The organism is Ruegeria alba, from assembly GCF_022321465.1.
GTDB classification, from domain to species: Bacteria; Pseudomonadota; Alphaproteobacteria; order Rhodobacterales; family Rhodobacteraceae; genus Ruegeria_B; species Ruegeria_B alba.
In genome coordinates this window covers 32,814-54,869 of sequence record NZ_JAKOEM010000019.1, presented here as the reverse complement: position 1 = coordinate 54,869, position 22,056 = coordinate 32,814, and the positions used below count along the sequence as shown (strand labels likewise).

Annotated in this window: 18 protein-coding genes and 1 other RNA gene; 7 read left to right on the top strand and 12 right to left on the bottom strand. The window is 63.1% G+C overall.

The genetic code is table 11. The features are described from left to right. Positions 1–4: 4 nt before the first annotated feature. From MB818_RS17400 to glyA, 3 genes are read right to left on the bottom strand one after another with little or no spacing between them, the layout of a single operon-like run. On the bottom strand, positions 5–1,723 hold the full coding sequence (locus MB818_RS17400) for a tetratricopeptide repeat protein (protein WP_238905886.1): 1,719 nt from the start codon (positions 1,721–1,723) through the stop codon (positions 5–7). A 52-nt stretch (positions 1,724–1,775) separates the two neighbouring features. After that, entirely contained in the window at positions 1,776–2,030 is a 255-nt protein-coding gene (locus MB818_RS17395; protein WP_234138783.1) for a GlsB/YeaQ/YmgE family stress response membrane protein, read from the bottom strand. 60 nt (positions 2,031–2,090) lie between these two features. Next, positions 2,091–3,413, bottom strand: coding sequence for a serine hydroxymethyltransferase (gene glyA / locus MB818_RS17390; RefSeq protein ID WP_238905872.1), 1,323 nt, complete (start codon positions 3,411–3,413; stop codon positions 2,091–2,093). A gap of 98 nt (positions 3,414–3,511) precedes the next feature. On the opposite strand from glyA, the gene MB818_RS17385 reads away from it, so the two are divergent. Then, on the top strand, positions 3,512–4,384 hold the full coding sequence (locus MB818_RS17385; protein WP_238905871.1) for a LysR family transcriptional regulator: 873 nt from the start codon (positions 3,512–3,514) through the stop codon (positions 4,382–4,384). Positions 4,385–4,456: 72 nt separating this feature from the next. Here the strand turns inward: MB818_RS17385 and fnrL are convergent, their stop codons facing one another. Next, positions 4,457–5,200, bottom strand: coding sequence for a transcriptional regulator FnrL (gene fnrL, locus MB818_RS17380; protein WP_234138780.1), 744 nt, complete (start codon positions 5,198–5,200; stop codon positions 4,457–4,459). 64 nt (positions 5,201–5,264) lie between these two features. Between fnrL and hemN the strand changes: the two genes are divergently transcribed. Both hemN and MB818_RS17370 read left to right on the top strand, forming a co-directional pair. Next, positions 5,265–6,620: an oxygen-independent coproporphyrinogen III oxidase gene (gene hemN, locus MB818_RS17375; RefSeq protein WP_234163695.1), complete on the top strand. Its 1,356-nt coding sequence runs from the start codon at positions 5,265–5,267 to the stop codon at positions 6,618–6,620. A 247-nt stretch (positions 6,621–6,867) separates the two neighbouring features. Continuing rightward, positions 6,868–8,796: an elongation factor G gene (locus tag MB818_RS17370; protein ID WP_238905870.1), complete on the top strand. Its 1,929-nt coding sequence runs from the start codon at positions 6,868–6,870 to the stop codon at positions 8,794–8,796. Between the two features lie 74 nt (positions 8,797–8,870). Here MB818_RS17370 and MB818_RS17365 read toward each other — a convergent pair whose 3' ends face one another. The 5 genes from MB818_RS17365 to MB818_RS17345 form a co-directional block, all read right to left on the bottom strand. Then, a complete protein-coding gene (locus MB818_RS17365) occupies positions 8,871–10,451 on the bottom strand; it encodes an ABC transporter ATP-binding protein (protein WP_234217251.1) in 1,581 nt (526 codons plus the stop codon). Further along, a complete protein-coding gene (locus MB818_RS17360) occupies positions 10,448–11,554 on the bottom strand; it encodes an ABC transporter permease (protein WP_234138776.1) in 1,107 nt (368 codons plus the stop codon). Before MB818_RS17360 ends, MB818_RS17365 begins: the two co-directional genes overlap by 4 nt. Positions 11,555–11,557: 3 nt before the next feature. After that, a complete protein-coding gene (locus MB818_RS17355) occupies positions 11,558–12,649 on the bottom strand; it encodes a microcin C ABC transporter permease YejB (RefSeq protein WP_234138775.1) in 1,092 nt (363 codons plus the stop codon). Between the two features lie 9 nt (positions 12,650–12,658). Continuing rightward, on the bottom strand, positions 12,659–14,590 hold the full coding sequence (locus tag MB818_RS17350; RefSeq protein ID WP_439653297.1) for an extracellular solute-binding protein: 1,932 nt from the start codon (positions 14,588–14,590) through the stop codon (positions 12,659–12,661). Positions 14,591–14,741: 151 nt separating this feature from the next. Then, on the bottom strand, positions 14,742–15,248 hold the full coding sequence (locus MB818_RS17345) for a c-type cytochrome (RefSeq protein WP_238905869.1): 507 nt from the start codon (positions 15,246–15,248) through the stop codon (positions 14,742–14,744). 119 nt (positions 15,249–15,367) lie between these two features. On the opposite strand from MB818_RS17345, the gene MB818_RS17340 reads away from it, so the two are divergent. Next, positions 15,368–16,201, top strand: coding sequence for a prephenate dehydratase (locus MB818_RS17340; RefSeq protein ID WP_234138774.1), 834 nt, complete (start codon positions 15,368–15,370; stop codon positions 16,199–16,201). A 38-nt stretch (positions 16,202–16,239) separates the two neighbouring features. On the opposite strand, the gene MB818_RS17335 is transcribed toward MB818_RS17340, so the two are convergent. Both MB818_RS17335 and nudC read right to left on the bottom strand, forming a co-directional pair. Next, entirely contained in the window at positions 16,240–16,701 is a 462-nt protein-coding gene (locus MB818_RS17335; RefSeq protein WP_234138773.1) for an SRPBCC family protein, read from the bottom strand. A gap of 38 nt (positions 16,702–16,739) precedes the next feature. Continuing rightward, entirely contained in the window at positions 16,740–17,723 is a 984-nt protein-coding gene (gene nudC / locus MB818_RS17330) for an NAD(+) diphosphatase (RefSeq protein WP_238905868.1), read from the bottom strand. 278 nt (positions 17,724–18,001) lie between these two features. Between nudC and MB818_RS17325 the strand changes: the two genes are divergently transcribed. From MB818_RS17325 to rsgA, 3 genes are all read left to right on the top strand, one after another. Further along, positions 18,002–19,816, top strand: a complete 1,815-nt coding sequence (locus MB818_RS17325; RefSeq protein WP_255700171.1) for a 5'-nucleotidase C-terminal domain-containing protein — start codon at positions 18,002–18,004, stop codon at positions 19,814–19,816. A gap of 39 nt (positions 19,817–19,855) precedes the next feature. Beyond that, positions 19,856–19,954, top strand: an RNA gene (gene ffs / locus MB818_RS17320) — signal recognition particle sRNA small type. Between the two features lie 175 nt (positions 19,955–20,129). Beyond that, entirely contained in the window at positions 20,130–21,161 is a 1,032-nt protein-coding gene (gene rsgA, locus MB818_RS17315) for a ribosome small subunit-dependent GTPase A (RefSeq protein ID WP_238905867.1), read from the top strand. Between the two features lie 23 nt (positions 21,162–21,184). On the opposite strand, the gene MB818_RS17310 is transcribed toward rsgA, so the two are convergent. Next, positions 21,185–22,045, bottom strand: coding sequence for an alpha/beta hydrolase family protein (locus MB818_RS17310; RefSeq protein ID WP_238905866.1), 861 nt, complete (start codon positions 22,043–22,045; stop codon positions 21,185–21,187). Positions 22,046–22,056: the final 11 nt, after the last annotated feature.

The window sequence follows — 22,056 nt, the reverse complement described above, 5'->3', positions numbered from 1 at the left end:
GGGGCTACTCCGGTAGCCCCATCGCCCTGAGCAAGCGCGTATTCTGCGCGGTGTGCAATGCAGTGCGAAAATACTTGTGGTGGTCCTGAAACCGGGACACCGAGAATTCGGGTGACAGGTCCAAGAGCCTGTTAGCCAGAACTTTTGCTTCGTCCATCCTGTCCAATTCGCACAGTGAACAAATCGAATGGACATAAAGCACCACGACATTGGGATTGAGCCGCAATCCCTCTTGAGCGGCCTCCAGCGCCTCTTCAAACCGTCCAGCATCCCGATGAACGGCGGCGATGGCGACAAGTGCGCGAAACCACAAAGGATCTTTGGGGTTGAGTTGACGCGCGCGCGCCGCAAGCTCCAGCACCTTGTCGCTGTCGCCCTGCAACGCTTCGAGCATCGCGAGCGAGGTCCACGCCCAGGCAAAGCTTGGACAGCCTTCACATGCTTGCCGGACCAGCCCCATGCCCCGTTCTATCTCCAGGCCAAAAAAGGCCAGTGCGTACCCAGCATAAGCTGCCACCTCGAGATCGCCCGGGGCAAGATCAAGCGCTGCATCGGCGAGCTCTCCGCCTCTGGTCCGGTCGGTCTCTTGGGCATAACCGACACGCCACGCCACGTTCAGAGTGTGGCACCACGCCCTGATCGCCATCGCCTTGGCATAGTCCGGCGAAGCCTTGATCGCTGCATCTAACAGATCGGCCGCCTTGGCCACCTGCGCCCGGTTCAGCGCGGCCAGCCCCTGCAGATAGTAATCATATGCGCTGGCATTGCCCGGCGCGCTCTGGGCAGCGCGCTGCATCTCGGCCATCTGCACGGTGGGCGCCACAGCGGCGACCACGGCGGCGGTCACCTTGTCCTGCAAATCGAATATGTCCTCGTCGGTGCCATCGAACCGCTCTGACCAGACCTGTGCACCTGATGACGTGTCGGCAAGTTGGCCACTGACCCGGATCCGGTTGCCCTGGATGCGCATGCTGCCTTCCAGAACATATTTGACCCCCAGTTCCCGGCCGATCTGTCGGACGTCCATCGGGGTGCCTTTGTAGGCAAAGGAAGAGTTCCGGGCGATCACGAACAGCCACGGAACCCGTGCCAGTGCGGAAATGATATCTTCGGTCAGGCCATCGGCAATGTACTCCGTTTCCGGATTAGCCGACCAGTTCGTCAGGGGAAGAACGGCCAGCGACGGTTTGTCGGCGATTGCGTTTACCCGTTCTACCGGCGCATCGGCCTGCTTCTGTGGCCGCCACTCGAAGAGACGGATGCTGCGCGAGATGTTCTTCAGGGCGGGCGTGCCAGCATCCTGAAAAGCCATGTCCAACCGCCCCGAGATCTCCTCGTGGACCCTGCCCGAGACAACCACGCCGCCTTCCGGCGAAAACGCCTCGATCCGGGCCGCTATGTTAACTTCCTCACCAAAGATGTCGCCATTCTCTGCCAGGATCTCACCGGAATGAACGCCAACCCGAAGATACATGCTTTCTTCTGCATCCAGCGGCGCATTTCGCTCCACCATCCGGTTCTGAATCGCTACGGCACAGCCCACTGCATCCCGGGACGAGGTGAACTCGGCTAGCAAACCGTCGCCCATAGTCTTGACCAGCCTCCCCCGGTGTAGGCCGATCACCAGTTCGATGGCATCCAGATGCCCGCGCGCCGCGCGAACAGCCAACTCCTCGTTGCGTCCGACATGGGCACTGTAACCCGCAAAATCCGCGACCAGCACGGCCGCCAACCGTCTCTCCATAGGGCGGTTTCCCCGCTTCAAGACAGAAACATCATGCCTTGCGGACCAGCCCGATCAGGAACAACAGGATCACCGCCCCGATCGTGGCATGGATAACCGATGCAATGAAACCGCCACCGACGGCAAAGCCCAAAGCGGGAAAGATCAACCCCGCAAGGAACGCGCCAACAATCCCGACGATAATGTTTCCGATCAATCCGAATCCGCGTCCCGCCATGATCCGCCCGGACAACCACCCGGCCAGAACACCCACGATAAGCATCACGAACAGGCTTTCGAACTGCATGATCCCTGTCTCCCGAAATCTGAGGCCTCGAGCAGAGTAGAGCACGGATCACCGAACCGGTCACGACCTGATGTAATGCATCCCCTGGAACCGCGCCCGCATCTCGCGGGTGCGCAATGCGACTGCATCGGGGTCGTTACCAGTAAGTCCTTGGGTGATCAGCCAGCCCAGTTCGGCAGCATGATCGGGCGTTACCCCGCGCCGCACCAGTTCCGGCGTGCCGATCCGGAGGCCGTTCATATCCCCCGCAACCGGTGCGATAGGCAGGCCGATACCGCAAGCCAGGAACCCCGCCCGGCGCAGCATCTTCGATGCGGCCTGACCGCCCCCGAACCGCGCCGCCTCGACCGCGAACTGGTGCGAGGCGGTAGCCCCTCCTGCCCCATGGAAGACCGGCAGGCCCAGCGCCGCCAGTTCGGCGGCCAGCGCCTGCGCCAGATCGACCATCGCCTGCCCATAGGCCGCGCCATGATCGACCCAGTCCAGCAGCGAGATCGCCAGCGCCGCCGATTTCGCCGCGTCGAAATTGGCGGTCATGCCGGGAAAGGCGATGGCATCCAGCCGCTCGGCAATCTCGGCCTCGTTGGTCACGATAAGCCCGCCCGCAGGCCCGCCCAGGCTCTTGTAGGTGCTCATCGTCATCAGATGCGCCCCCTCGTCCAGCGGGTTGGCCCAGACGCCACCGGCGATGATCCCGCATTGATGTGCCGCGTCGAACAGAACCTTGGCACCGACCCGGTCGGCGATCTCGCGCACGGCCGCCACCGGATGCGGAAACAGGTTCAACGAGCCGCCCACGGTAATCAGCTTGGGCCGGTGTCGCTCGGCCAGTTCGGCAAGCGCCGTCAGATCCAGGCTGTAACCATCCGCATCTACCGGCGCCTCGATGGTGCTCAGACCGTAAAGCCCCGCACAACCCGCCTTGTGATGGGTCACATGGCCGCCAATGCTGGCCGGTGGCGCGATGATCGTGTCACCGGGCCGGGTCAGCGCCATGAACCCATAGAGATTGGCCAGCGCGCCCGAGCCAACCCGGATCTCGGCATAGCGCGCGTTGAACACCTTTGCGGCCAGTTCTGCGGCGATGACCTCGATCTCTTCGATCGCCTCAAGCCCCATCTCGTATTTGTCGCCCGGATAGCCCAGCGAGGGACGGCTGCCCAATCCCCGCGCCAGCGCGGCCTCGGCGCGCGGGTTCATCACGTTGGTCGCGGGGTTCAGGTTGAAACACTCTTCGTCATGAATCGCGCGATTTTCTTCGATCAGCGCCTCCAGTCGGGCATCGATCGACGCGCTGTCGGCGCGCGCAGTCACGTCCGCGATCTGCTGGACGCGGGTTTCGCAATGGGCGGGCACCCAGGGTCGGGCGGCAAGCTGTGGCATGGGAACCTCCGTATCTCTGCCCGCAGGATCACCAAACCACCCCTTGCGCACAAATCAGTTTCCCGAAAAATTAGGGCCAGAAAATCTAAGGCTTTCTCATGCCCGTCGCCCCGCCCCGCCCACGCCCTCTTCCGCTGAACGCCCTGCGCGCCTTCGAGGCCGCCGCGCGACTGGGCGGTTTCGCCGCCGCCGCCGAGGAACTGGGCGTCAGTCCCGGCGCGGTCTCGGCTCAGATCAAGCAGCTCGAGGATATGCTGGGCGTACCACTCTTCGACCGCAGCGCCCGGGGCGTCACCCTCACCGCTCTCGCGGCCGATGTTCTGCCCGATCTGACCGGCGCTTTCGACCGGCTGGCCACGGTCAGCCATGACCTGCGCACCGGCGCCAAGCCGCAGGTGGTACATGTGGCGGCCCTGCCCTCGGTCGCCCAGCTCTGGCTGTCGCCGCGCCTGCCCGGTCTGCGCGCCGCGGCCCCCGAGATCGAGATCTCGGTTACCGCGATGGAACAGCCACCCGATCTGAAACGCGCGCCCTTCGATCTTTGCCTGTTCTTTGGCGACGCTCCGGGCGAGGCGCTGGCCGCAGATACGATTACCCCCGTCTGCGCACCCGCACTGGCAGATCGGTTGAACCGGCCCGAGGATCTGCGCCACCTGCCCTGTCTCATCGACACCACATGGCATGGCGACTGGTCGCTCTGGATGGCGGCTGCGCTACCCGGCCAGATCTTTGTGCCGCGCGGCCCCGAATTCTCGCTCTATGCGCTGGCGGTCGAGGAAACGGTGAACGGGGCCGGGGTACTGATGGGGCACGAGGCATTGGTTGCGCCCTATCTGGCGCGCGGCCAACTTGTGGCTCCCTTTTCCGCCCGGGTTACTCTGTCGCACGCCTTGCGACTCTGGGCCCCGCGGCCGCTGGCGCCCGGCTCAGCCGCCCGGCGCGTGGCCGACTGGCTGCGGCGCCAGAGGTGAGCCCCGGCCCACCCCCTTCATTTCGCCATAAATACTCCGGAGCGCGAGGCAGAGCCTCGCAAATACTTGGTCTCAGACCAGGAACCCGCCATCGGTGTCATCCCCCGCTTCCTCCATCAACCGGCCCATATCCGGGATGGTGACGTGGCGCTTGCCTTCCAGGTGAATCACCCCGTCCTTTTTCAGCGCCGAGATCTGGCGGCTCACCGTTTCCAGTGTCAGGCCCAGATAGTCGGCCATCGCCTCGCGGGTCAGCGGCAGGTCGAACACCATCGGCCCGCTCATGCCCCGCTTGGTCAGCGAGGCATCACGGCGGGCGATGATCGACAACAGGCTCGCGATCTTCTCGCGCGCGGTCTTGCGGCCCAGCACCAGCATCCATTCGCGCGCGGCATCCAGCTCGTCCAGCGTCATTTCCAGCAGCCGATGCGCGATATGCGGGGTGCGCGCCATCAACTCCTCGAACGGTTTCTTGCGGAAACAGCACATGACCAGATCCGTGGTCGCCACCACATCATAAGGCGCACCGTCGCGCCCCGGGCGCCCGACGAAATCCGACGGTAAAAGCAGCCCCACCATCTGGGTGCGGCCGTCCTCCATCGTCTGGGTCAACGATGCGATGCCCGACACCACCGATCCCACGAAACTCATCTGGTCACCCGACCAGATCACGGTCTGCCCCGCCTCGAAGCTGCGGTAGTACTTGATCTCTTCCAGCTCCTCCAACTCGTCCGTGTCGCAGTGAGCGCATACGGCGCGATGCCGGATCGGGCAATCGTCACAGTTGGAATGGCAAAGCTGAGGCTGGGTGCTCATGGAATTCGGCCCTACTTGATCTGAGTCAAGGTCCTTCACGGACCGCTCTCATAACGGTACTCGCATGATAGCGAAATCACAATTGGCCCGGCTCGGACTTTTTGACGCGAAAGTGCCGAGATATACGAGCTACCCGACCGCCCCCCATTTCAGCAATGACGTGGGGCCTGATCGTTTCGGTGACTGGATTTCGGGAATCACTCCGGGCAGCGCGATTTCGCTATACGTGCATGTGCCCTTCTGCCGGAGGCTGTGCTGGTTCTGTGCCTGCCGTACCCAGGGCACCCAGACCGACAATCCGGTCATCGCCTATGTGGACACGCTCAAGGCGGAATTGGCCCTATTGGGCGAGCGCCTGCCCGAGGGCGTGCACCTGTCACGCCTGCATTGGGGCGGCGGCACGCCGACCCTGCTCAACCCCGACCTGATGCGCGATCTGGCGCGCAGCATCTTCGACGCGGTACCACTGGGCCCCGAGGCCGAATTCTCGGTCGAGATCGACCCGAACGAGATAGACCCGGCCCGGCTGGATGCGCTGGCAGAGGCGGGGATGAATCGCGCCTCGATCGGGGTGCAGGATTTCGACGACGAGATCCAGAAAACCATCGGCCGCATTCAGGGCTATGACGTCACCCGCGACGCGGTCGAGATGATTCGCGCTCGCGGCATCTATAGCCTGAACGCAGATATCCTTTATGGCCTGCCCCATCAGACCCGCGCGCGCATGACCGAAAGCGTGCAGAAGCTCTTGTCCCTCAACCCGGACCGGGTCGCTCTCTACGGCTATGCTCACGTACCCTGGATGGCCAAGCGGCAACAGTTGATTCCGTCTGACGCGCTGCCGACGCCGGAACAGCGGCTCGACCTGTTCGATACCGCGCGGCGCCTGTTCATGTGGGACAATTACGCCGAGATCGGCATCGACCATTTCGCCACACAGGACGATGGTCTGACCCGCGCGCTGAAGGCGGGCAAGCTGCGCCGCAATTTCCAGGGATATACCGACGATCAGGCCGACGTGCTGATCGGCGTGGGTGCCAGTTCGATCTCGCGATTCCCACAGGGTTACGCGCAGAATGCACCGGCCACCTCTGCCCATACCGGCGCCATCCGGGCCGGGCGCTTTTCAACCGCGCGCGGCCACCTGTTCAAGGGGCAGGACGTGATGCGCGCCCGCCTGATCGAGGCGCTGATGTGCGATTTCCGCATCGACCGGGCGGAGATCCTGCGCGATCACGAGATCTCCGCCGACGAGTTGGATCAAATGTTCCGCTCCGCCAACGAGGCGTTCGATGGCCTGCTGCGCGTCACCTCGGACGGGCTGTTCATCCCGCAAGAGGCGCGGGCGCTGACCCGGATGGTGGCGCGGGTATTCGACGCCTATGACCTCAGCAAGGCCGGACACAGCTCGGCGATCTGACAGACCCGCACCAGCGCCGGTTTCCCGCCCATGAGCACCAAAGGGCTTGACGGCCAAGTGCCGGATTTCACACACTCGGGACAGGGCGGGTTGCCCTGCACCCGGCAAGGATTGCGCCGGTCAGCGTGGCGCCCTTGCCCCCGAGGCAGGCTATTGATGCACGACAGGCATGCGATGCGAGGGCATCCGCTGGAACCCCGATTTCGCAGCAGATGACAGGATTGCAACAAGAAAAGGGATAGCCTCCATGCGCGTATTCACCGTTCTCGGACCGAGCCAATCCGGCAAGTCCACGCTGGTCGGGGCCATCAGTCGCCTCGACAGCCGCCCGACCACATTCGACCTGTCCGAAACCGTGCATCTGCACGGTTTTTCTTATTTGGAGGAACCCTGGTGCGCAATCGACGTGGATGGTGGCAGCGATGCGCTGGCCTTTGCCGGGCCGGCCATGGCGATCTCGGACGCGGCCGTGATCGTGGTGCCACCCGACCCCGAGGCGGCGGTGCTGTGCGCACCCTACCTGCGGCTTGTCGAAGAGGCCGGCATCCCGGCCTTTCTGTTCATCAACCGGCTGGACAACCCCAATGGCCGCATCCGCGACATCGTCGCGGCGCTTCAGGCCTATTGCACCCATCACATCGCCCTGCGCCAGGTGCCGATCCGCGAGGGAGATCAGGTGGTGGGCGCGGTGGACCTGATCTCGGAGCGGGCCTGGAAATACCGCGAGGGCGAACCCTCGGCCCTGATCGAGTTGCCCGCTGCGGCGGTCGAGCGTGAACAGGAAGCGCGCGCTGAACTGCTCGAGGCACTGTCGGATTTCGACGATCATCTTCTCGAACAGCTGATCGAGGACCGCCAGCCGCCCAGTGCCGAGGTATATGACCTGGCGGCCCGAGTGTCGCAGAATCACCAGTTGATCCCGGCCTATCTGGGCGCGGCGAGCCATGGCAACGGGCTGACCCGGATGATGAAGGCACTGCGCCACGAGGCCCCCGAATTCGACATTGCCGCCGGTCGCGATGCAGCCAGCGAACAGGCGCGCGCCATCGCGGGATTTGCCGATGTGCGCAAGCACATGGGCAAGATCGTGGTGCTGCGCGGCCTTGGCGACGGGGTAAAGGCGCATGAGGCCTTGGGCGGCGACACCGTCGGTAGCCTCATGGAACTGGACGCGCGCAGCCAAATCGGCGCGCTGGCGGCCGGGCAGATCGGATTGGCGGTGAAATCCGACCACCTGAGCCCGGGACATATCTATGACAGCGCCGGGGCAACCGACCTGCCCGACTGGGCGCGCAGCCATCCGCCTGGCCATCGCCAATTGGTCAGCCCGGCGCATGAACGCGACGACGCCCGCCTGTCCACTGCGCTGGCCCGAATGAATGAGATCGACCCGGGCCTACATGTTTCGTCCGACGACGCCACCGGCCATGCGGTGCTGGGCTGTCAGGGACCACAGCACCTGCGCCGGATCGCAACCAAGCTGGCCGAGGACTTTGGCGTCGAGATCACCTCGGAACCGGTGGCGACGGCCTATCGCGAGACGATCCAGAAACCTGTTGAACACCACTATCGCCATCGCAAGCAATCCGGCGGCGCCGGGCAATTCGCCGATGTGCTGCTGACGGTCGAGCCGCTGCCGCGCGGGGCCGGGTTCCAATTCGACGAGGTGGTCAAAGGCGGCGCGGTGCCCAAGACCTATATTCCCTCGGTTGCGCAGGGGGCGGAAGAGGCGCTGGCGCGCGGTCCAGAGGGTTTCCCGGTAGTTGATGTGAAGGTGACACTGAAAGATGGCAAACATCACGCGGTAGACAGTTCCGATTACGCCTTCCGCACCGCCGGCAAGGCGGCGGTGCGCGAGGCGTTGCCGCAGGCAAAACCGGTGGTACTGCAACCGATCCTGCGGGCCGAGATACACGTGCCGTCGATGTTTGTGGGAGATCTGGTGCCCGCGATCAGCGGGCTCCAGGGCCAGGTTCTGGGGTTCGAGGCGCATCCCACGGCCGCAGGCTGGGAAATCTTCAACGCCCTGCTGCCAGCAGTCGCAGAGGACGAGCTGCACCGGATGCTGGCCAGTTCCAGCCGGGGCACCGGCTGGGTCAGGTTGAGCTTCGATCATTACGAGGAATTGCGCGGCCCGGTCCCGAAACCGTCCCGCGAAACCGCAGCCGCAGGCTGATCGGAATTCTGCAAGAATTCCGGCCCGGAAAACACCTGTTTTCCGGGCCGTTTTCCGTGTCGGAAAACGGCGACCTACCCTGCCGCCGCGATCAGGCTGCGGGTATAGTCGGTCTGTGCGTTGGTGAACAGCGCCTCGGTCTCGCCCATTTCGATCACGTCGCCCTGACGCATCACGATCACCTTGTGCGACATCGCCCGCACCACCTTCAGGTCATGACTGATGAACAGATAGGCCAGACCGTATTTGCGCTGCAACTCGCGCAGCAGCGCCACGATCTGCACCTGCACCGTCATGTCCAGTGCCGAGGTGGGCTCATCCAGCACCAGCAACCTGGGCCGCAGCACCATGGCCCGTGCGATAGCGATACGCTGCCGTTGACCGCCCGAGAACTCATGCGGATAGCGGTCCATCGTTGCCGGGTCCAGCCCCACTTCCCGCATCACTTCGGCCACCAGCTCGCGCGGCGCACGATGGGGGTCGACCTTGTGAATCGCCAACCCCTCCGAGATGATCTGGGCGCAGGTCATCCGTGGGCTCAGACTGCCGAATGGATCCTGGAACACGATCTGCATGTCCTTGCGAAGCCGGCGCAGCTCGCGCGTGGACCAGCCGCGCACATCCTCGCCGCGAAAGGTGATGCCGCCCTCGGAGCCGATCAGCCGCATGATCGCCAGCGCCAGCGTGGTCTTGCCCGACCCGCTTTCGCCCACGATACCGAGCGTCTCACCCGCCCGCACCGAAATCGAGGCGTCGTTCACCGCCTTCACATGCCCCACCGTGCGTCGCAGGAAACCGCGCTGTATCGGGAACCAGACCCGCAGGTGATCGGTGCGCGCCACCTCTTCGGCTCCGGCCGGCACAGGGTCAGGTCGGCCCTTGGGTTCGGCCGCCAACAGCTTGCGTGTATACGGATGCCGGGGATTGGCAAAAATCTCTTCGGTCCTGCCGCTCTCGACGATCTCGCCCGCCTTCATCACGCAGACCCGGTCGGCGATCCGCCGCACGATACCCAGATCATGGGTGATGAACAGCATCCCCATGTTCTCCTCGCGCTGGAGATCGGCCAGCAATTCGAGGATCTGCGCCTGGATGGTCACATCCAGCGCCGTGGTCGGCTCGTCCGCGATCAGGATGTCGGGTTTGTTGGCGAGCGCCATTGCGATCATCACCCGCTGCCGTTGCCCGCCGCTCAGCTGGTGCGGATAGGCGTCGAGCCGGGTTTCCGGGTCGCGGATGCCGACCTTGACCAGCAACTCCAGAATGCGCTCTTGTGCCGCCTCGCCCACCAGACCCTGATGCAAGGCCAGCGATTCCGCCATCTGCTTGCGGATCGTGTGCAGCGGGTTGAGCGAGGTCATCGGCTCTTGGAAGATAAAACTGATATCGTTGCCGCGCACATCCATCAGCCGCTGCTCACTGGCGCCGATCATCTCTTGCCCGTCGTAGGTGACCGAGCCTTCGACAATCGCGCTGTCACCCAAGAGAGAAACGGTGGACAGCGCCGAGACCGACTTGCCCGAGCCACTTTCACCGACCAGCGCAACGGTTTCGCCCCGGTTAACCGTGAAGGACACGCCGCGCACCGCCTGGCTGATCCGCCCATCCTGGCGAAACGAGACACTCAGCCCTTTGACCTCGAGAAGCGCACTCATGAGAAGGTCTTTCTGGGGTCGAATGCATCGCGTACGCCTTCGAAGATGAAGACCAGCAGCGACAGCATGATGGCAAAGGTGAAAAACGCGGTAAAGGCCAGCCAGGGCGCCTGCAGGTTCTGCTTGGCCTGCAAGGTCAGCTCCCCCAGCGACGGGGCCGAGGAGGGCAGGCCAAAGCCCAGAAAATCGAGCGAGGCCAGCCCGCCGATGGACCCCGTAACCAGGAATGGCAGGATGGTAACCGTCGCCACCATCGCGTTGGGCAGCATGTGGCGAAACATGATGGTCCAGTCGCTGACACCCAGCGCCCGCGCCGCGCGCACATATTCCAGGTTTCGGGCGCGCAGGAACTCGGCCCGGACCACGCCCACCAGCGCGGTCCAGCCAAACAGGATCGAGATGATGACGAGCATCCAGAAACTGCGCTGAAAGATCGAGAACATGATGATGATCACGTATAGGCCCGGCGTGGCGCCCCAGATCTCGATCACCCGCTGCATGATCAGGTCGGTACGACCGCCAAAGAACCCCTGTATCGCGCCAGCGATCACCCCGATGATCGAGGCGGCAAAGGTCACGATCAGTGCAAACAGGATCGACAGGCGGAACCCGTAGATCACCCGCGCCAGCACGTCGCGCTTGGTGTCGTCGGTGCCCAGCAGGTTCTGCTCGTTTGGGGGCAGCGGTGCTGCGCCGGGGCGATCGACCGAGGTGCGATAGGAATAGGGTATCGGCGGCCAGATGGCCCAACCCTGTTCGAAACCCTCGGCCTGATAGGTGCCCGCCTCAATCTGTTCGATCACCCCTTCGGGATCGTCGAAACAGTCTTCGATGCCGCCGCTGGCGATCAGGCATTTCACCTCGGGGTCGCGATAGATCGCCTCGGTCTGGAAATCGCCACCAAAGGCGGTTTCGGGGTAGAAAGAGAAGATCGGCATCCGCAACTCGCCGCGATAACTGACCAGGATCGGCTTGTCATTGGCAAGGAACTCGGCGAAGAGCGAAATCCCGAACAGGACCGAAAACACGATCAGCGACCAGAAGGCGCGGCGGTTCCGGCAAAAGTTGTTCCAGCGGCGCTGGTTCAGAGGCGACAGGCGCATGGCTCAGCCCTCCCGCCGCTCAAAGTCGATGCGGGGATCGACCAACACATAGGTCAGGTCCGACAGAATCCCGACCAAGAGGCCAATCAGGCCGAACACGAAGAGTGTTCCGAACATCACCGGATAATCACGCGCCACCGTGGCCTCGAACCCCAGTCTGCCAAGACCGTCGAGCGAGAAGATTGTCTCGATGATCAGCGAGCCGCCCAGAAAGACCGACAGGAACACGCCCGGAAAGCCCGAGATCACGATCAGCATCGCATTGCGGAATACGTGGCCATAGAGAACCCGGCTTTCGCTCAGCCCCTTGGCGCGGGCGGTGATCACGTATTGCTTCTTTATCTCGTCCAGAAAGCTGTTCTTGGTCAGCAGCGTCAGCGTGGTGAAGGCGCCGATGGTATAGGCGGTCAGCGGCAGGGCGATATGCCAGAAATAATCCAGCACCTTGCCCAGCAAAGACAGCTCCGAGAAATTGTCCGAGGTGAGGCCCCTCAGCGGAAAGATCTGCCAATAGCTGCCCCCGGCAAACAGAACCAAAAGCAGGATGGCGAACAGGAACCCGGGGATCGCATAGGCCGCGATGATCAGCCCGCTGGTCCAGGTGTCAAAACGCGAGCCATCGCGCACCGCCTTGCGGATGCCCAAGGGGATCGAGATCGCATAGGCAATCAGCGTCGACCACAGGCCCAGCGTGATCGACACCGGCATCTTCTCCAAAACCAGGTCGACAACGTCGATCTTGCGGAAATAGCTTTCGCCGAAATCCAGATGCAGATAGTTCCAAAGCATCAGCAGGAACCGTTCGTGCGCCGGCTTGTCGAGCCCGTAAAGCTCTTCCAATTCCTTGATGAATTCCGGCGGCAGGCCACGTGCACCGATATAGCGGTCGTTCACCGCGTTGGTCTGGCTGTTCAACTGCGCATCGTTGCCCTGGCCTGCGAAACCTTCGAATACATCGCCACCGCCCTGCAACTGAGCGATGGCCTGATCCACCGGGCCACCCGGCACGAATTGCACCAGCACGAAATTGACCAGCATGATCCCAAGCAGCGTCGGGATCACCAGCAGCAATCGTCTGAGGATATAGGCACCCATCGAGACCGGTTACCTCAACGCGCCCGAAGATTTCAGCGCTGCTGCACGGTCAGAATCGATCCACCACAAATCCTCGACCCCCAGCGCATAGGGAGGCAGGTTCTCGGGATAGGAATACTTGTCCCAATAAGCCACCCAGTATTTGCCCAGGTACCATGTCGGCACCATGATCCGCTTGGCCCGCAAGACGCGATCGAGCGCGCGCACGTTGGCCTGCAACTCTTCGGTGGTCGACGCTGCGACGATTCCGTCGATCAGCGGCTCGATATCCGGCCCATGGACGCCCGAAGGGTTGAACACGGAATAGGCCGCCGCCTCGCTTCCGAATTGCTGATAGAGCCCGGTCGACGGTTGCAGCGACATCGGGTAGCCGCCCATGATCATGTCGAAATCGCGGTCGCGCCGCCGCAGGGTGAATTGCGCATCGTCGACGCGGTTGTACCGGGCGTCGATGCCCATGACCTTGAGGTTATCGACAAAGGGCTGAATGATCCTGTCAAGCGTCGGTTCATCCGACAGGAACTCGATCCTCAGCGTTTCGCCCGCCGCATTACGCCGGATACCATCGCTGCCGACGGCCCAGCCCGCCTCATCCAACAGCTTCATCGCGCGGCGCAGGTTCTTGCGGTCGTTCTGACGGTCTGGGCTGGAACTATGGGCGCTGACCGGCTCTTCACTCAGAACCGCTGGATCGAGGGCGTCGCCCAGCGCCTCAAGCACCTCGCGCTCGCGGCCTTGGGGCAGCCCGGTCGCCTCCAGCGGCGTGCCCTGCCAGAAGGAATGGCGCTGCTGGAACAGACCATATTGCAGGCTGTCATTGGTCCATTCAAAGTTGAACGCCAACTGCACCGCCGCGCGTACGCGGATATCCTGGAACTGCGGCCGGTCCATGTTGATCACGAAACCGCTGGCACTGGGCACGTCGCCATCCAACAGTTCTGCCTTGACCACATGGCCTTTTTCGATGGCCGGAAAGTCATAGGCGGTGGCCCAGCTTTTCGAGTTGTTCTCCTGCCGCAGCGTGTAGTTCCCCGCCTTGAACCCCTCCATCGCGGCGATGGTGTCGGTGTAATACTCGATCCGGATACTGTCGTAGTTGTTGCGCCCGACATTCACGTTCAGATGCGCCCCCCAGTAATCGGGATTGCGGCGATATGTGATGCGCCGGTTGATGTCGAAGCTGTCCAGCACATAAGGCGCCGATCCGATGCCCTGCTCCAGACGCGGTTCGTCCAGACGGCGTTTCTCGGGGTCGGCCATGAACCAGGCCTTGGAAAAGATCGGCGTACCCCCGACCTGGGTGATCAGCGCACGGCGCGGGATGTCCGGGGCGAAATGGAATTTGACACGGTGATCATCCAGCGCCTCGGCCTTGGGAATGCGTTTCCTGACTGCCTCGGCATAGGATTTCAGCCCTTGCTCCAGCAGCAATTCGTGGCTGAACACCACATCTTCGGCGGTGATCGGCGTGCCATCGGAAAACCGCGCCTCGGGCCGAATGTTGAAAATCACCCAGTCTTGGCTTTCGGGGTATTCCAGGCTTTCGGCTACCAAACCGTAGTAGGAAGCCGGTTCATCATATGACGGCGTCAGCAGAGATTCGTACTGGTCCGCCGATCGCGCCGCCGCCCGTCCCTTGCGGGTGAACGGGTTGAGGTTGTCGAAGGTCCCGATCGCGGCATAACTCAGTTCGCCGCCCTTTGGCGCATCAGGATTCACATAGTCGAAATGTGCGAACCCCGCGGGGTATTTCAGATCGCCGAATTCAGAGAACCCGTGGCTCTTGATGATCGTCTCTTCGGCGCGCGCAAGTCCAACCAGCGCCAGCAGGACGATCCCTGCGACCAGCAGCATCACACCGGGCCGGATATCCAATGCTTTGGCACGGGTGGCGGCGCGCGGGCGTATAGTCAAGGCTCTTCCTCCGGGTTGGGTTGGCATATCCACCAATCTTGTTGCCGTTAGCTAATGGTCCAGCGTGGGGAGTTGCAAGTTTAGAATAGGTGAAGCAATCGTGAAGTCACCCCGACCGACGAAAAAGGCCGCTGCACGGGGCAGCGGCCTTTGGTCAAAACCGGTCTGTGTCGAGCGATCAGTTCGAAACGCTCTGCAGATAGGCAATCAGGTCAACCCGGTCGCCCTGTTTCTTGAGGCCCGAGAAGCTCATCGAGGTGCCCGGAACCGCCGCCGAAGGCTTGGCCAGGAATTCATCCAGCGCCTCGGGCGTCCAGTCTCCGCCGTGACCCTGCATGGCGCCGGAATAGCCAAAGCCGGCAACCGAGGCGACCGCACGGCCAACCACGCCATCCAGATGCGGGCCGGTGGCGTCTTCGCCATTGACCTTGTGGCAGGCGGCGCATTTCTTGAACACTTTTTCGCCCTTGGCGGCATCCGCCGAGGCCATCAGCTCTTCAAAGCTGACGGTTTCTTCTTCACCGGAGGCATCTTCGGCTTCGGCTACTTCGATTGCATAGGCGGGCTCGTCGCCGTGGCCACCAACATGATAGACCGTCTCGGCCGCCCACTTGGCGAGAAGAAGCGCCAGGAAAGCGCCGAACAGGCCGGCAGCGGCCTTGGTAACTGTCATCGTGTCGAACATTGATCGCGAGTCCATTTCAGCTGTCTGGGCGGCTGTCTAAGGCTTCCCCTCGCAAGAGGCAAGGTATAGACACCGCGACCAAACGCCCAAAATGTAACTTGTTGCACGGAAACGACCCCATGACCCATCGCATCGCCTTTCAGGGAGAGCCCGGCGCCTATAGTCACGAGGCTTGTCGCAACGCACGCCCGGACATGGAGGCGCTGCCCTGCCGCACCTTCGAGGACGTGATCGACGCGGTGCGCCGGGGCGAGGCCGAGCTGGCGATGCTGCCGGTCGAGAACACCACCTATGGCCGGGTCGCCGATATCCACCGCCTGCTACCCCATAGCGGACTGCATATCATCGACGAGGCCTTTGTTCGCGTGCATATCAACCTGCTGGGTGTGCCGGGCGCGACACTGGACGATATCCGCGACGCCCATTCGCATCTGGTTCTGCTTCCGCAATGTGCGGGCTTTCTGAAACAGCACGGCATCACCGGCCGGGTCAGCCCAGACAACGCCCGCGCCGCGCGCGAAGTGGCCGAACGCGGCGACAAGACCCACGCGGCACTGGCCAGCGAACTGGCAGGCGAAATCTATGGGTTGAACGTGCTTGCCCGCCATATCGAGGATACCGACAACAACACAACGCGTTTCCTGGTGATGTCGCGCGAGACAGACGATTCGCGCCGCGGTGATTTCGGCATGATCACCAGTTTCGTGTTCGAGGTGCGCAGCATTCCCGCCGCCCTGTACAAGGCGCTGGGAGGATTTGCCACCAATGGCGTCAACATGACCAAGCTGGAAAGCTACATGCTGGATGGCTCGTTCTCGGCCACGCAGTTCTATGCCGATATCGTCGGTCACCCCGAGGACGACAATGTGCGCCTCGCGATGGACGAGCTGAATCATTTCACCAACAATGTCGAAATCCTGGGCGTTTATCCCGCTGCCCGGCCCCGCAGCTGAAACGACCGCCTGACTGTTCGATTCACAAAGGCGCCCGCTCAGCGGGCGCAGCGGCTTTCGATTTCCTTGGCGAATTCGGCCATCCGCAGCTTGAACCGGCGGGACATGTTCTTGCGCGCCAGTTTCAGCGATTGCAGAAACAGACGTGCCGAGAGGGTATTGGCCTTCAACTCGACCGAGAAACTCAAGCGGGTACGGCGCGGCGACAGCGCCAGCAGCTCGATCACAACATCGCCGTTGATGCCCTTGCTGTGACTGGCAAAGCGCATCAGCGACGGTGCGTCATACTGTTTCAACACCACATGCATTTCGCGCGGCTTACCGCGCAGACGAAACCGGGTGTCCCAGGCCATGCCTGCCCCGATCGGGGCGCTGGCATCGACGCGCTGCACCTCGACCCCGCGGCGCATGGCAGAGCGTTCGAAGGTTTCGAATTCCGACAGGATGGCAAAGACCTGCGCCACAGGCGCCTCGATGTCTTCCTTGCTAACGAACTGCATGATCCCTCGTCGGTTGTGATTTTTGCGCGAGTTTCCCCTTAATCCAACGTGTCCGCAAGCCAGTTCTGCAACAGGAAATGGGCAATCGCCCCTTTGCGGGCGGGCAGCAGGCGTGGATGCTCTCCGGCAAAGGCCAGCATCATGTCGCTGCGGCTGACCCATATGGCATCCTCGATCTCGACCGGGTCGATTTTCAGGTCGCGCGACAGGGCCTCGCCCGCGCAGCCGAACATCAGAGAGGCCGGAAACGGCCAGGGTTGACTGGACAGATAGGTGACCGAGCCGACGCGCACGCCCGCCTCTTCCAGCACCTCGCGGCGCACGGCTGCCTCCAGCGTCTCGCCCGGTTCGACAAAACCCGCCAGCAGCGAATACATCCCCTCGGGCCAGCCCGGAGAACGCCCCATCAGCACCTGGTCGCCGTGTGTGATCAGCATGATCACCACCGGATCGGTACGTGGGAAGTGCTGGCCACCACAAGCCGGGCAGCCGCGTTGCCACCCCGCCTGCGATATTTCGCTGCGGGCGCCACAGCGGGCGCAGAACCTGTGACTGGCGTGCCAGCCGATCACGGCCTTGGCTGTGGCGGCCAGTTCAGCATCGCGCGGGCTGAGCCGGGTCATGATCCGCCGCAACTCGGCAAACACCTGCCCCTTGGGCAAATCGGGGTGCTGCTGTTCGGAGCGGTCCACGAACCCGCCAAGCCCGGTCAGGTCCTGTCCCTCGGCCTGCCACGCCGAAATGTCCTGCGCAAAAATCGGCGCGCCGTCCTCATCTAGGCCCAGGAAAATAGGCGTCTCGGCCTCACCGCCTGGTCCTTCGGTCACCAGAGCGTGGGTTGGCGCAACCCACGCCAGAAGCTCTAGCCGCTCACCTTCCACCAACAGCTTGCCGCGCCAAAGCAACAGACAACGAGCGCGCGGATCGGCCGACATACGCTCCTGTTCCGTTACGTCACCGCGTAGATGCGCCGCCCGGTCCAGACCCGACCCTCCGAATGTGACCTGTTCTGCGATTTTCATGACTGCCCCCAAATTTGTCGTTCACCGACCCACCGGTTGCTCAGGGCTGCCATGGCGGGTGGCGCAATTCAATCGCCATCTGCGTCAGATGACGCCAGACAGAGACAGAGTTGACACAAATCCTGAGCAACTAACCTCTTGCCATACAGCGATTTTGTATATTTGACAGTAGGGAACTCTACCCAGGGATGAATTGTGCGGCGACTGGATACCGGATTTTGAATAGCCCTTCTGAGAACCGCTCAGCCCACTCCCTTACCACATCCCGGCGCCCCGTGATGCGTCTGCGTCTACTCGCCACCACTGACCTGCATATGCAGCTGACAGGTTTTGATTATTACGCCGACCGCCGGGAAAGATCCGGAGGGTTGACTCGGATTGCCCCGCTGATCCACACCGCCCGCACAGAACCGGGTGTGGATCTGTCCCTGCTGCTGGACAACGGCGACAGCATTCAGGGTACCCAGATGGGCGATATCGCTGCCAAACGTCCCGAAGCCCCGCATCCGCTGATGCGGGCCTTTACCTATCTCGGATATGACGCTCTGGGGCTGGGAAATCACGATTTCAACTTCGGGCTTGAGGTGCTGGATCGAGTGTTGGAACAGGCACCCTGTCCGGTGGTTTGTTCTAACGCGCACAGGCTGGACGGCACGGCCCCCTGGCAGCGGATGGCTATCCTTGATCGAGAGGTTCGAAAGGCCTCCGTTGCGACCCGGTTACGGATCGGCGTGTTAGCCGCATTGCCACCGCAGACGATGGAGTGGGATGCTCATATCCTGGCAGGCCGGATGCGCGTCGAGGGCATCGTCGATGCCGCGCGCGAGACAGTGTCGCGACTCAAAGCCGAAGGCTGCGATCTGATCGTCGCTTTGGCCCATTCCGGCCTGGCAGAGGCGGTAGCCGCTCCTGATCAGGAAAACGCTGTAATCCCTCTGGCGGCACTTGAAGGTATCGACGCGATAGTTGCTGGACATACGCATCTGCGGCTTCCGTCGCATGGCCCCAGCTCTTGTCCCGACAGGCGCGTATCCGAAGCGCTGATACGTGGCACGCCGGTTGTTATGCCGGGACACCACGGTTCCCATCTGGGGATCATCGACCTGGAACTGCAACAAGGCACAGATGGTCGCTGGCGCGTCGACCAGGCAAACGCTAGCCTGCGCCCGACCGACGACTGCGAGGATGCGGTACTGACCCACCTGCTTGCGGCGGATCATGCCGCCACGCGCGCCGCCGCTAATCAGCCTGCCGGACTTGCGCAAGAGCCGATGCACAGCTATTTTACCTTTGTCGCTCCGGATCGTGGGCTGGCCAAGGTTGCCGCCGCTCAGGCCGCCGCATTGCGCCCGTTTCTTGAAAGCACGGCTCTTGCCGAACTGCCTGTGCTTTCTTCGGTCTCACCACTCAAGGCAGGAGGTCGCGCCGGGCCGGACCACTATACCGACGTTCCCGCTGGACCATTGTCGATGCGCCATGTGGCCGACCTGCACATGTTTCCCAACGAGTTGCGGGCGCTGGTTCTAACCGGCGCCGAACTGCGCGAATGGCTGGAAATGGCCGCCGGCGTGTTCCTGACCCCGGCACCAGCCGGGGCCTGTGACATGTTGCTGGATACTTCCGTGCCCGGACATAATTTCGACAGCCTTTACGGGTTGACCTATGAGATCAATCCGAGCGCGCCAGCGCGCTACGATACCGGCGGTCACCTGATCGCGGAGGAGAACCGGCGGATCGGTTCCCTGCACCACAACGGAGCGCCGGTTAATGACCGACAAAAATTCGTGGTTGTACTCAACAACTACCGCACCAACGGCGGCGGCCATTTCCTGATGTTGAAGCGGGGTCAGCCCATTCCACTGCCAAGCCTGCGCATACAGAGCGCCCTGCATGACTACCTCTCCGGACGGCTGCCTGACGACCCACTGGAGCAGGCGCCGCATCCCTGGAGGTTGGCGCCCATGCCTGGGCAGAGCGCGATCCTTCGCACCGGACCGCGGGCCCGCGACCACCTCGACGAGCTTGCCGGGCGTGACGTCACCGATCTCGGTCTGGATGACGAGGGGTTTCTCTGCCTGCGCCTCGGGCTTTGAGATCTTGTCATCCCGGCCCGACCTGCCTATATCGGGTCGCGAGAGGTTGGCGCGGGCGAGCGCCTCGCCAACCTGGTCAGGTCCGGAAGGAAGCAGCCACAACGAGTCCCGCTTGGGTCGATGTCCAGCCTCTCACTTGCACCGCCGCGCTTGCGGCTCCCGGAACCCTGTAGACTGCGGAGGGATGTATGATTGTAGCAAAGACCCTTCGGGCAGCGCGGTTCTGACGACTCACACCCCTGCCTGAACCCGTTCCGGCCGGATGCGCGTGCGCCATCCGCCCGTCTTGCGTTCTTTCGCAACAGGCAGACCGATGTCTCTTACACTCCCGGACCTTGGATGGTCCTCTTTCTTTGCCGCGCAGGCCGCGGCCCATTCCGGCTGTACGCCCTATCGCCTGACAGCCATTCACCGCAGCACCCTGACCGGATTGTCGCCCGAGGGCGAATGTACCCTGATGACCCCACCCGACCAGTCGACCGGCACCTTTGCCGTGGGCGATTGGGTCCTGGCCGATCCCGAGCACCGCATCCGGCATCTGCTCGACCGGCGCAGCCTGTTGAAACGGCGCGCGGCGGGTACCGGGGCCGAGGCGCAGCTGATCGCGGCCAATGTCGACGTTCTGTTCATCACCAGTTCCTGCAACGCCGATTTCAACCTGCCCCGATTGGAGCGCTATCTGGCGCTGGCCCATCAGGCCGGGTGTTATCCCGTTGTAGTGCTGACCAAGGCCGACACCTGTACCGACCCCCGCGCCTATGTCGCGCGGGCCGAGGCGCTGGCGCCGTTTCTGACGGTGCTGGCGGTCAACGCTCTTGATCCTGCCGATCTGGATCAGATCCTCTCATGGTGCCCATCCGGCCAGACCGGGGCGCTGGTGGGCTCATCAGGCGTTGGCAAGACCACGTTGATGAATGCTCTCACCGGTACGCAGGAGGCCACGGCCGGCATCCGCGAGGATGATGCCAAGGGCCGTCACACCACCACCGCCCGCGCCCTGCGGCGGATGGTCAACGGCGGCTGGCTGGTCGATACACCGGGCATGCGGGCCCTGCGCCTGCTGGATGCGGGCGACGGGATCGACGAGGTGTTTCAGGACCTTTCGGACCTTGCCACCGGCTGTCGTTTCTCGGATTGCGGACATGACAGCGAACCGGGCTGCGCCATCCAGGCCGCGATTGCGGCGGGAACGCTGGAGCCTGCCCGCCTCGACCGCTGGCGCAAGTTGCGGCGCGAGGATGCGCGCAACTCGGAAAGCGTGGCCGAAGCACGCTCGCGCGACAAGGCGTTTGGCAAGATGGTTCGCGCGGTGATGCGCGACAAGGAGGGCCGGAACAAGGGCTGACCAGCCTCGGGATCGCCCCCGCGTCAGGGGGCGATCAGCCGGGGCCAGAGTGCGACATTGCGCCGGGCAAAGGCGCCCAGATGGCCGATTTCGCTTACCCCGTGCTCCTTTGGCCGCAACAGGTGCCGCCGGGCACTGGCGCCATAGAGATCGGCCAGACGCCAGACACACTCGGGCGGGATCGTATCGTCATCCGCGCAGGCAAAGAGATCGACCTGCGCGTTCGAGCGGCCCCAATCGGGTTTCGGCAGGCGGGTGCCTGTCTCGGACAGATAGGCGCCGGGTGTTGTGCACCAGCGCCGCCATTCCCAATAGACGCCGGGCGGCAGGTCGGTGCCAAAGCCAATCGCGCGGCCCGGCAGATAGCCCAAGGTCTTGACCAGCAGGGGCGCATGGCCGAACCAGAACAGCCGTGCCAGCGCCTGATAGGGCCAGGGGTGGTCCGAGTGATGCACCAGCCCGGAACAGACGCAGATCATGCGCGCGATGGGCTCGATGCCCGGTTGCAGCGGCCCCAGCATGCCGCCCAGCGAATGGCCGATCACCCAGAGCGGCAGGCCGGGAAACCGGCGCTGCATCTCGGCATAGGCGGCGGGCATGTCAATGAGCGCCCAGTCGGACATGGTGGCGGTCGAGGCCGCAAGCGGCCCCCGCAACGAATGCCCGAAATCGCGATAATCATAGGTCAGGCAGGCCATGCCCTGCTCGGCCGCCAGCCATGTGGCGAAATGCTGGTAATAGTCGCGCGGCACCCCGGTGGCGCTGTTGATCACCACCGCAACCCGGGGCGTGCCCGCCGGGAGATAGAGCCGCGCCGAAAGCTGCGCCGACCCGGCGGGGAAATGAAAATCCTCGACCCTGACAGATGACTGCATATCCAGCATTGCGACCTCCA

Excerpts from the sequence above, each read along its gene's own strand:
- MB818_RS17395 (WP_234138783.1), bottom strand. The coding sequence starts at position 2,030 with ATGCAGTTCGAAAGCCTGTTCGTGATGCTTATCGTGGGTGTTCTGGCC.
- glyA (WP_238905872.1), bottom strand. The coding sequence starts at position 3,413 with ATGCCACAGCTTGCCGCCCGACCCTGGGTGCCCGCCCATTGCGAAACC.
- MB818_RS17385 (WP_238905871.1), top strand. The coding sequence starts at position 3,512 with ATGCCCGTCGCCCCGCCCCGCCCACGCCCTCTTCCGCTGAACGCCCTG.
- fnrL (WP_234138780.1), bottom strand. The coding sequence starts at position 5,200 with ATGAGCACCCAGCCTCAGCTTTGCCATTCCAACTGTGACGATTGCCCG.
- hemN (WP_234163695.1), top strand. The coding sequence starts at position 5,265 with ATGATAGCGAAATCACAATTGGCCCGGCTCGGACTTTTTGACGCGAAA.
- MB818_RS17370 (WP_238905870.1), top strand. The coding sequence starts at position 6,868 with ATGCGCGTATTCACCGTTCTCGGACCGAGCCAATCCGGCAAGTCCACG.
- MB818_RS17365 (WP_234217251.1), bottom strand. The coding sequence starts at position 10,451 with ATGAGTGCGCTTCTCGAGGTCAAAGGGCTGAGTGTCTCGTTTCGCCAG.
- MB818_RS17360 (WP_234138776.1), bottom strand. The coding sequence starts at position 11,554 with ATGCGCCTGTCGCCTCTGAACCAGCGCCGCTGGAACAACTTTTGCCGG.
- MB818_RS17355 (WP_234138775.1), bottom strand. The coding sequence starts at position 12,649 with ATGGGTGCCTATATCCTCAGACGATTGCTGCTGGTGATCCCGACGCTG.
- MB818_RS17350 (WP_439653297.1), bottom strand. The coding sequence starts at position 14,590 with ATGCCAACCCAACCCGGAGGAAGAGCCTTGACTATACGCCCGCGCGCC.
- MB818_RS17345 (WP_238905869.1), bottom strand. The coding sequence starts at position 15,248 with ATGTTCGACACGATGACAGTTACCAAGGCCGCTGCCGGCCTGTTCGGC.
- MB818_RS17340 (WP_234138774.1), top strand. The coding sequence starts at position 15,368 with ATGACCCATCGCATCGCCTTTCAGGGAGAGCCCGGCGCCTATAGTCAC.
- MB818_RS17335 (WP_234138773.1), bottom strand. The coding sequence starts at position 16,701 with ATGCAGTTCGTTAGCAAGGAAGACATCGAGGCGCCTGTGGCGCAGGTC.
- nudC (WP_238905868.1), bottom strand. The coding sequence starts at position 17,723 with ATGAAAATCGCAGAACAGGTCACATTCGGAGGGTCGGGTCTGGACCGG.
- MB818_RS17325 (WP_255700171.1), top strand. The coding sequence starts at position 18,002 with ATGCGTCTGCGTCTACTCGCCACCACTGACCTGCATATGCAGCTGACA.
- rsgA (WP_238905867.1), top strand. The coding sequence starts at position 20,130 with ATGTCTCTTACACTCCCGGACCTTGGATGGTCCTCTTTCTTTGCCGCG.
- MB818_RS17310 (WP_238905866.1), bottom strand. The coding sequence starts at position 22,045 with ATGCTGGATATGCAGTCATCTGTCAGGGTCGAGGATTTTCATTTCCCC.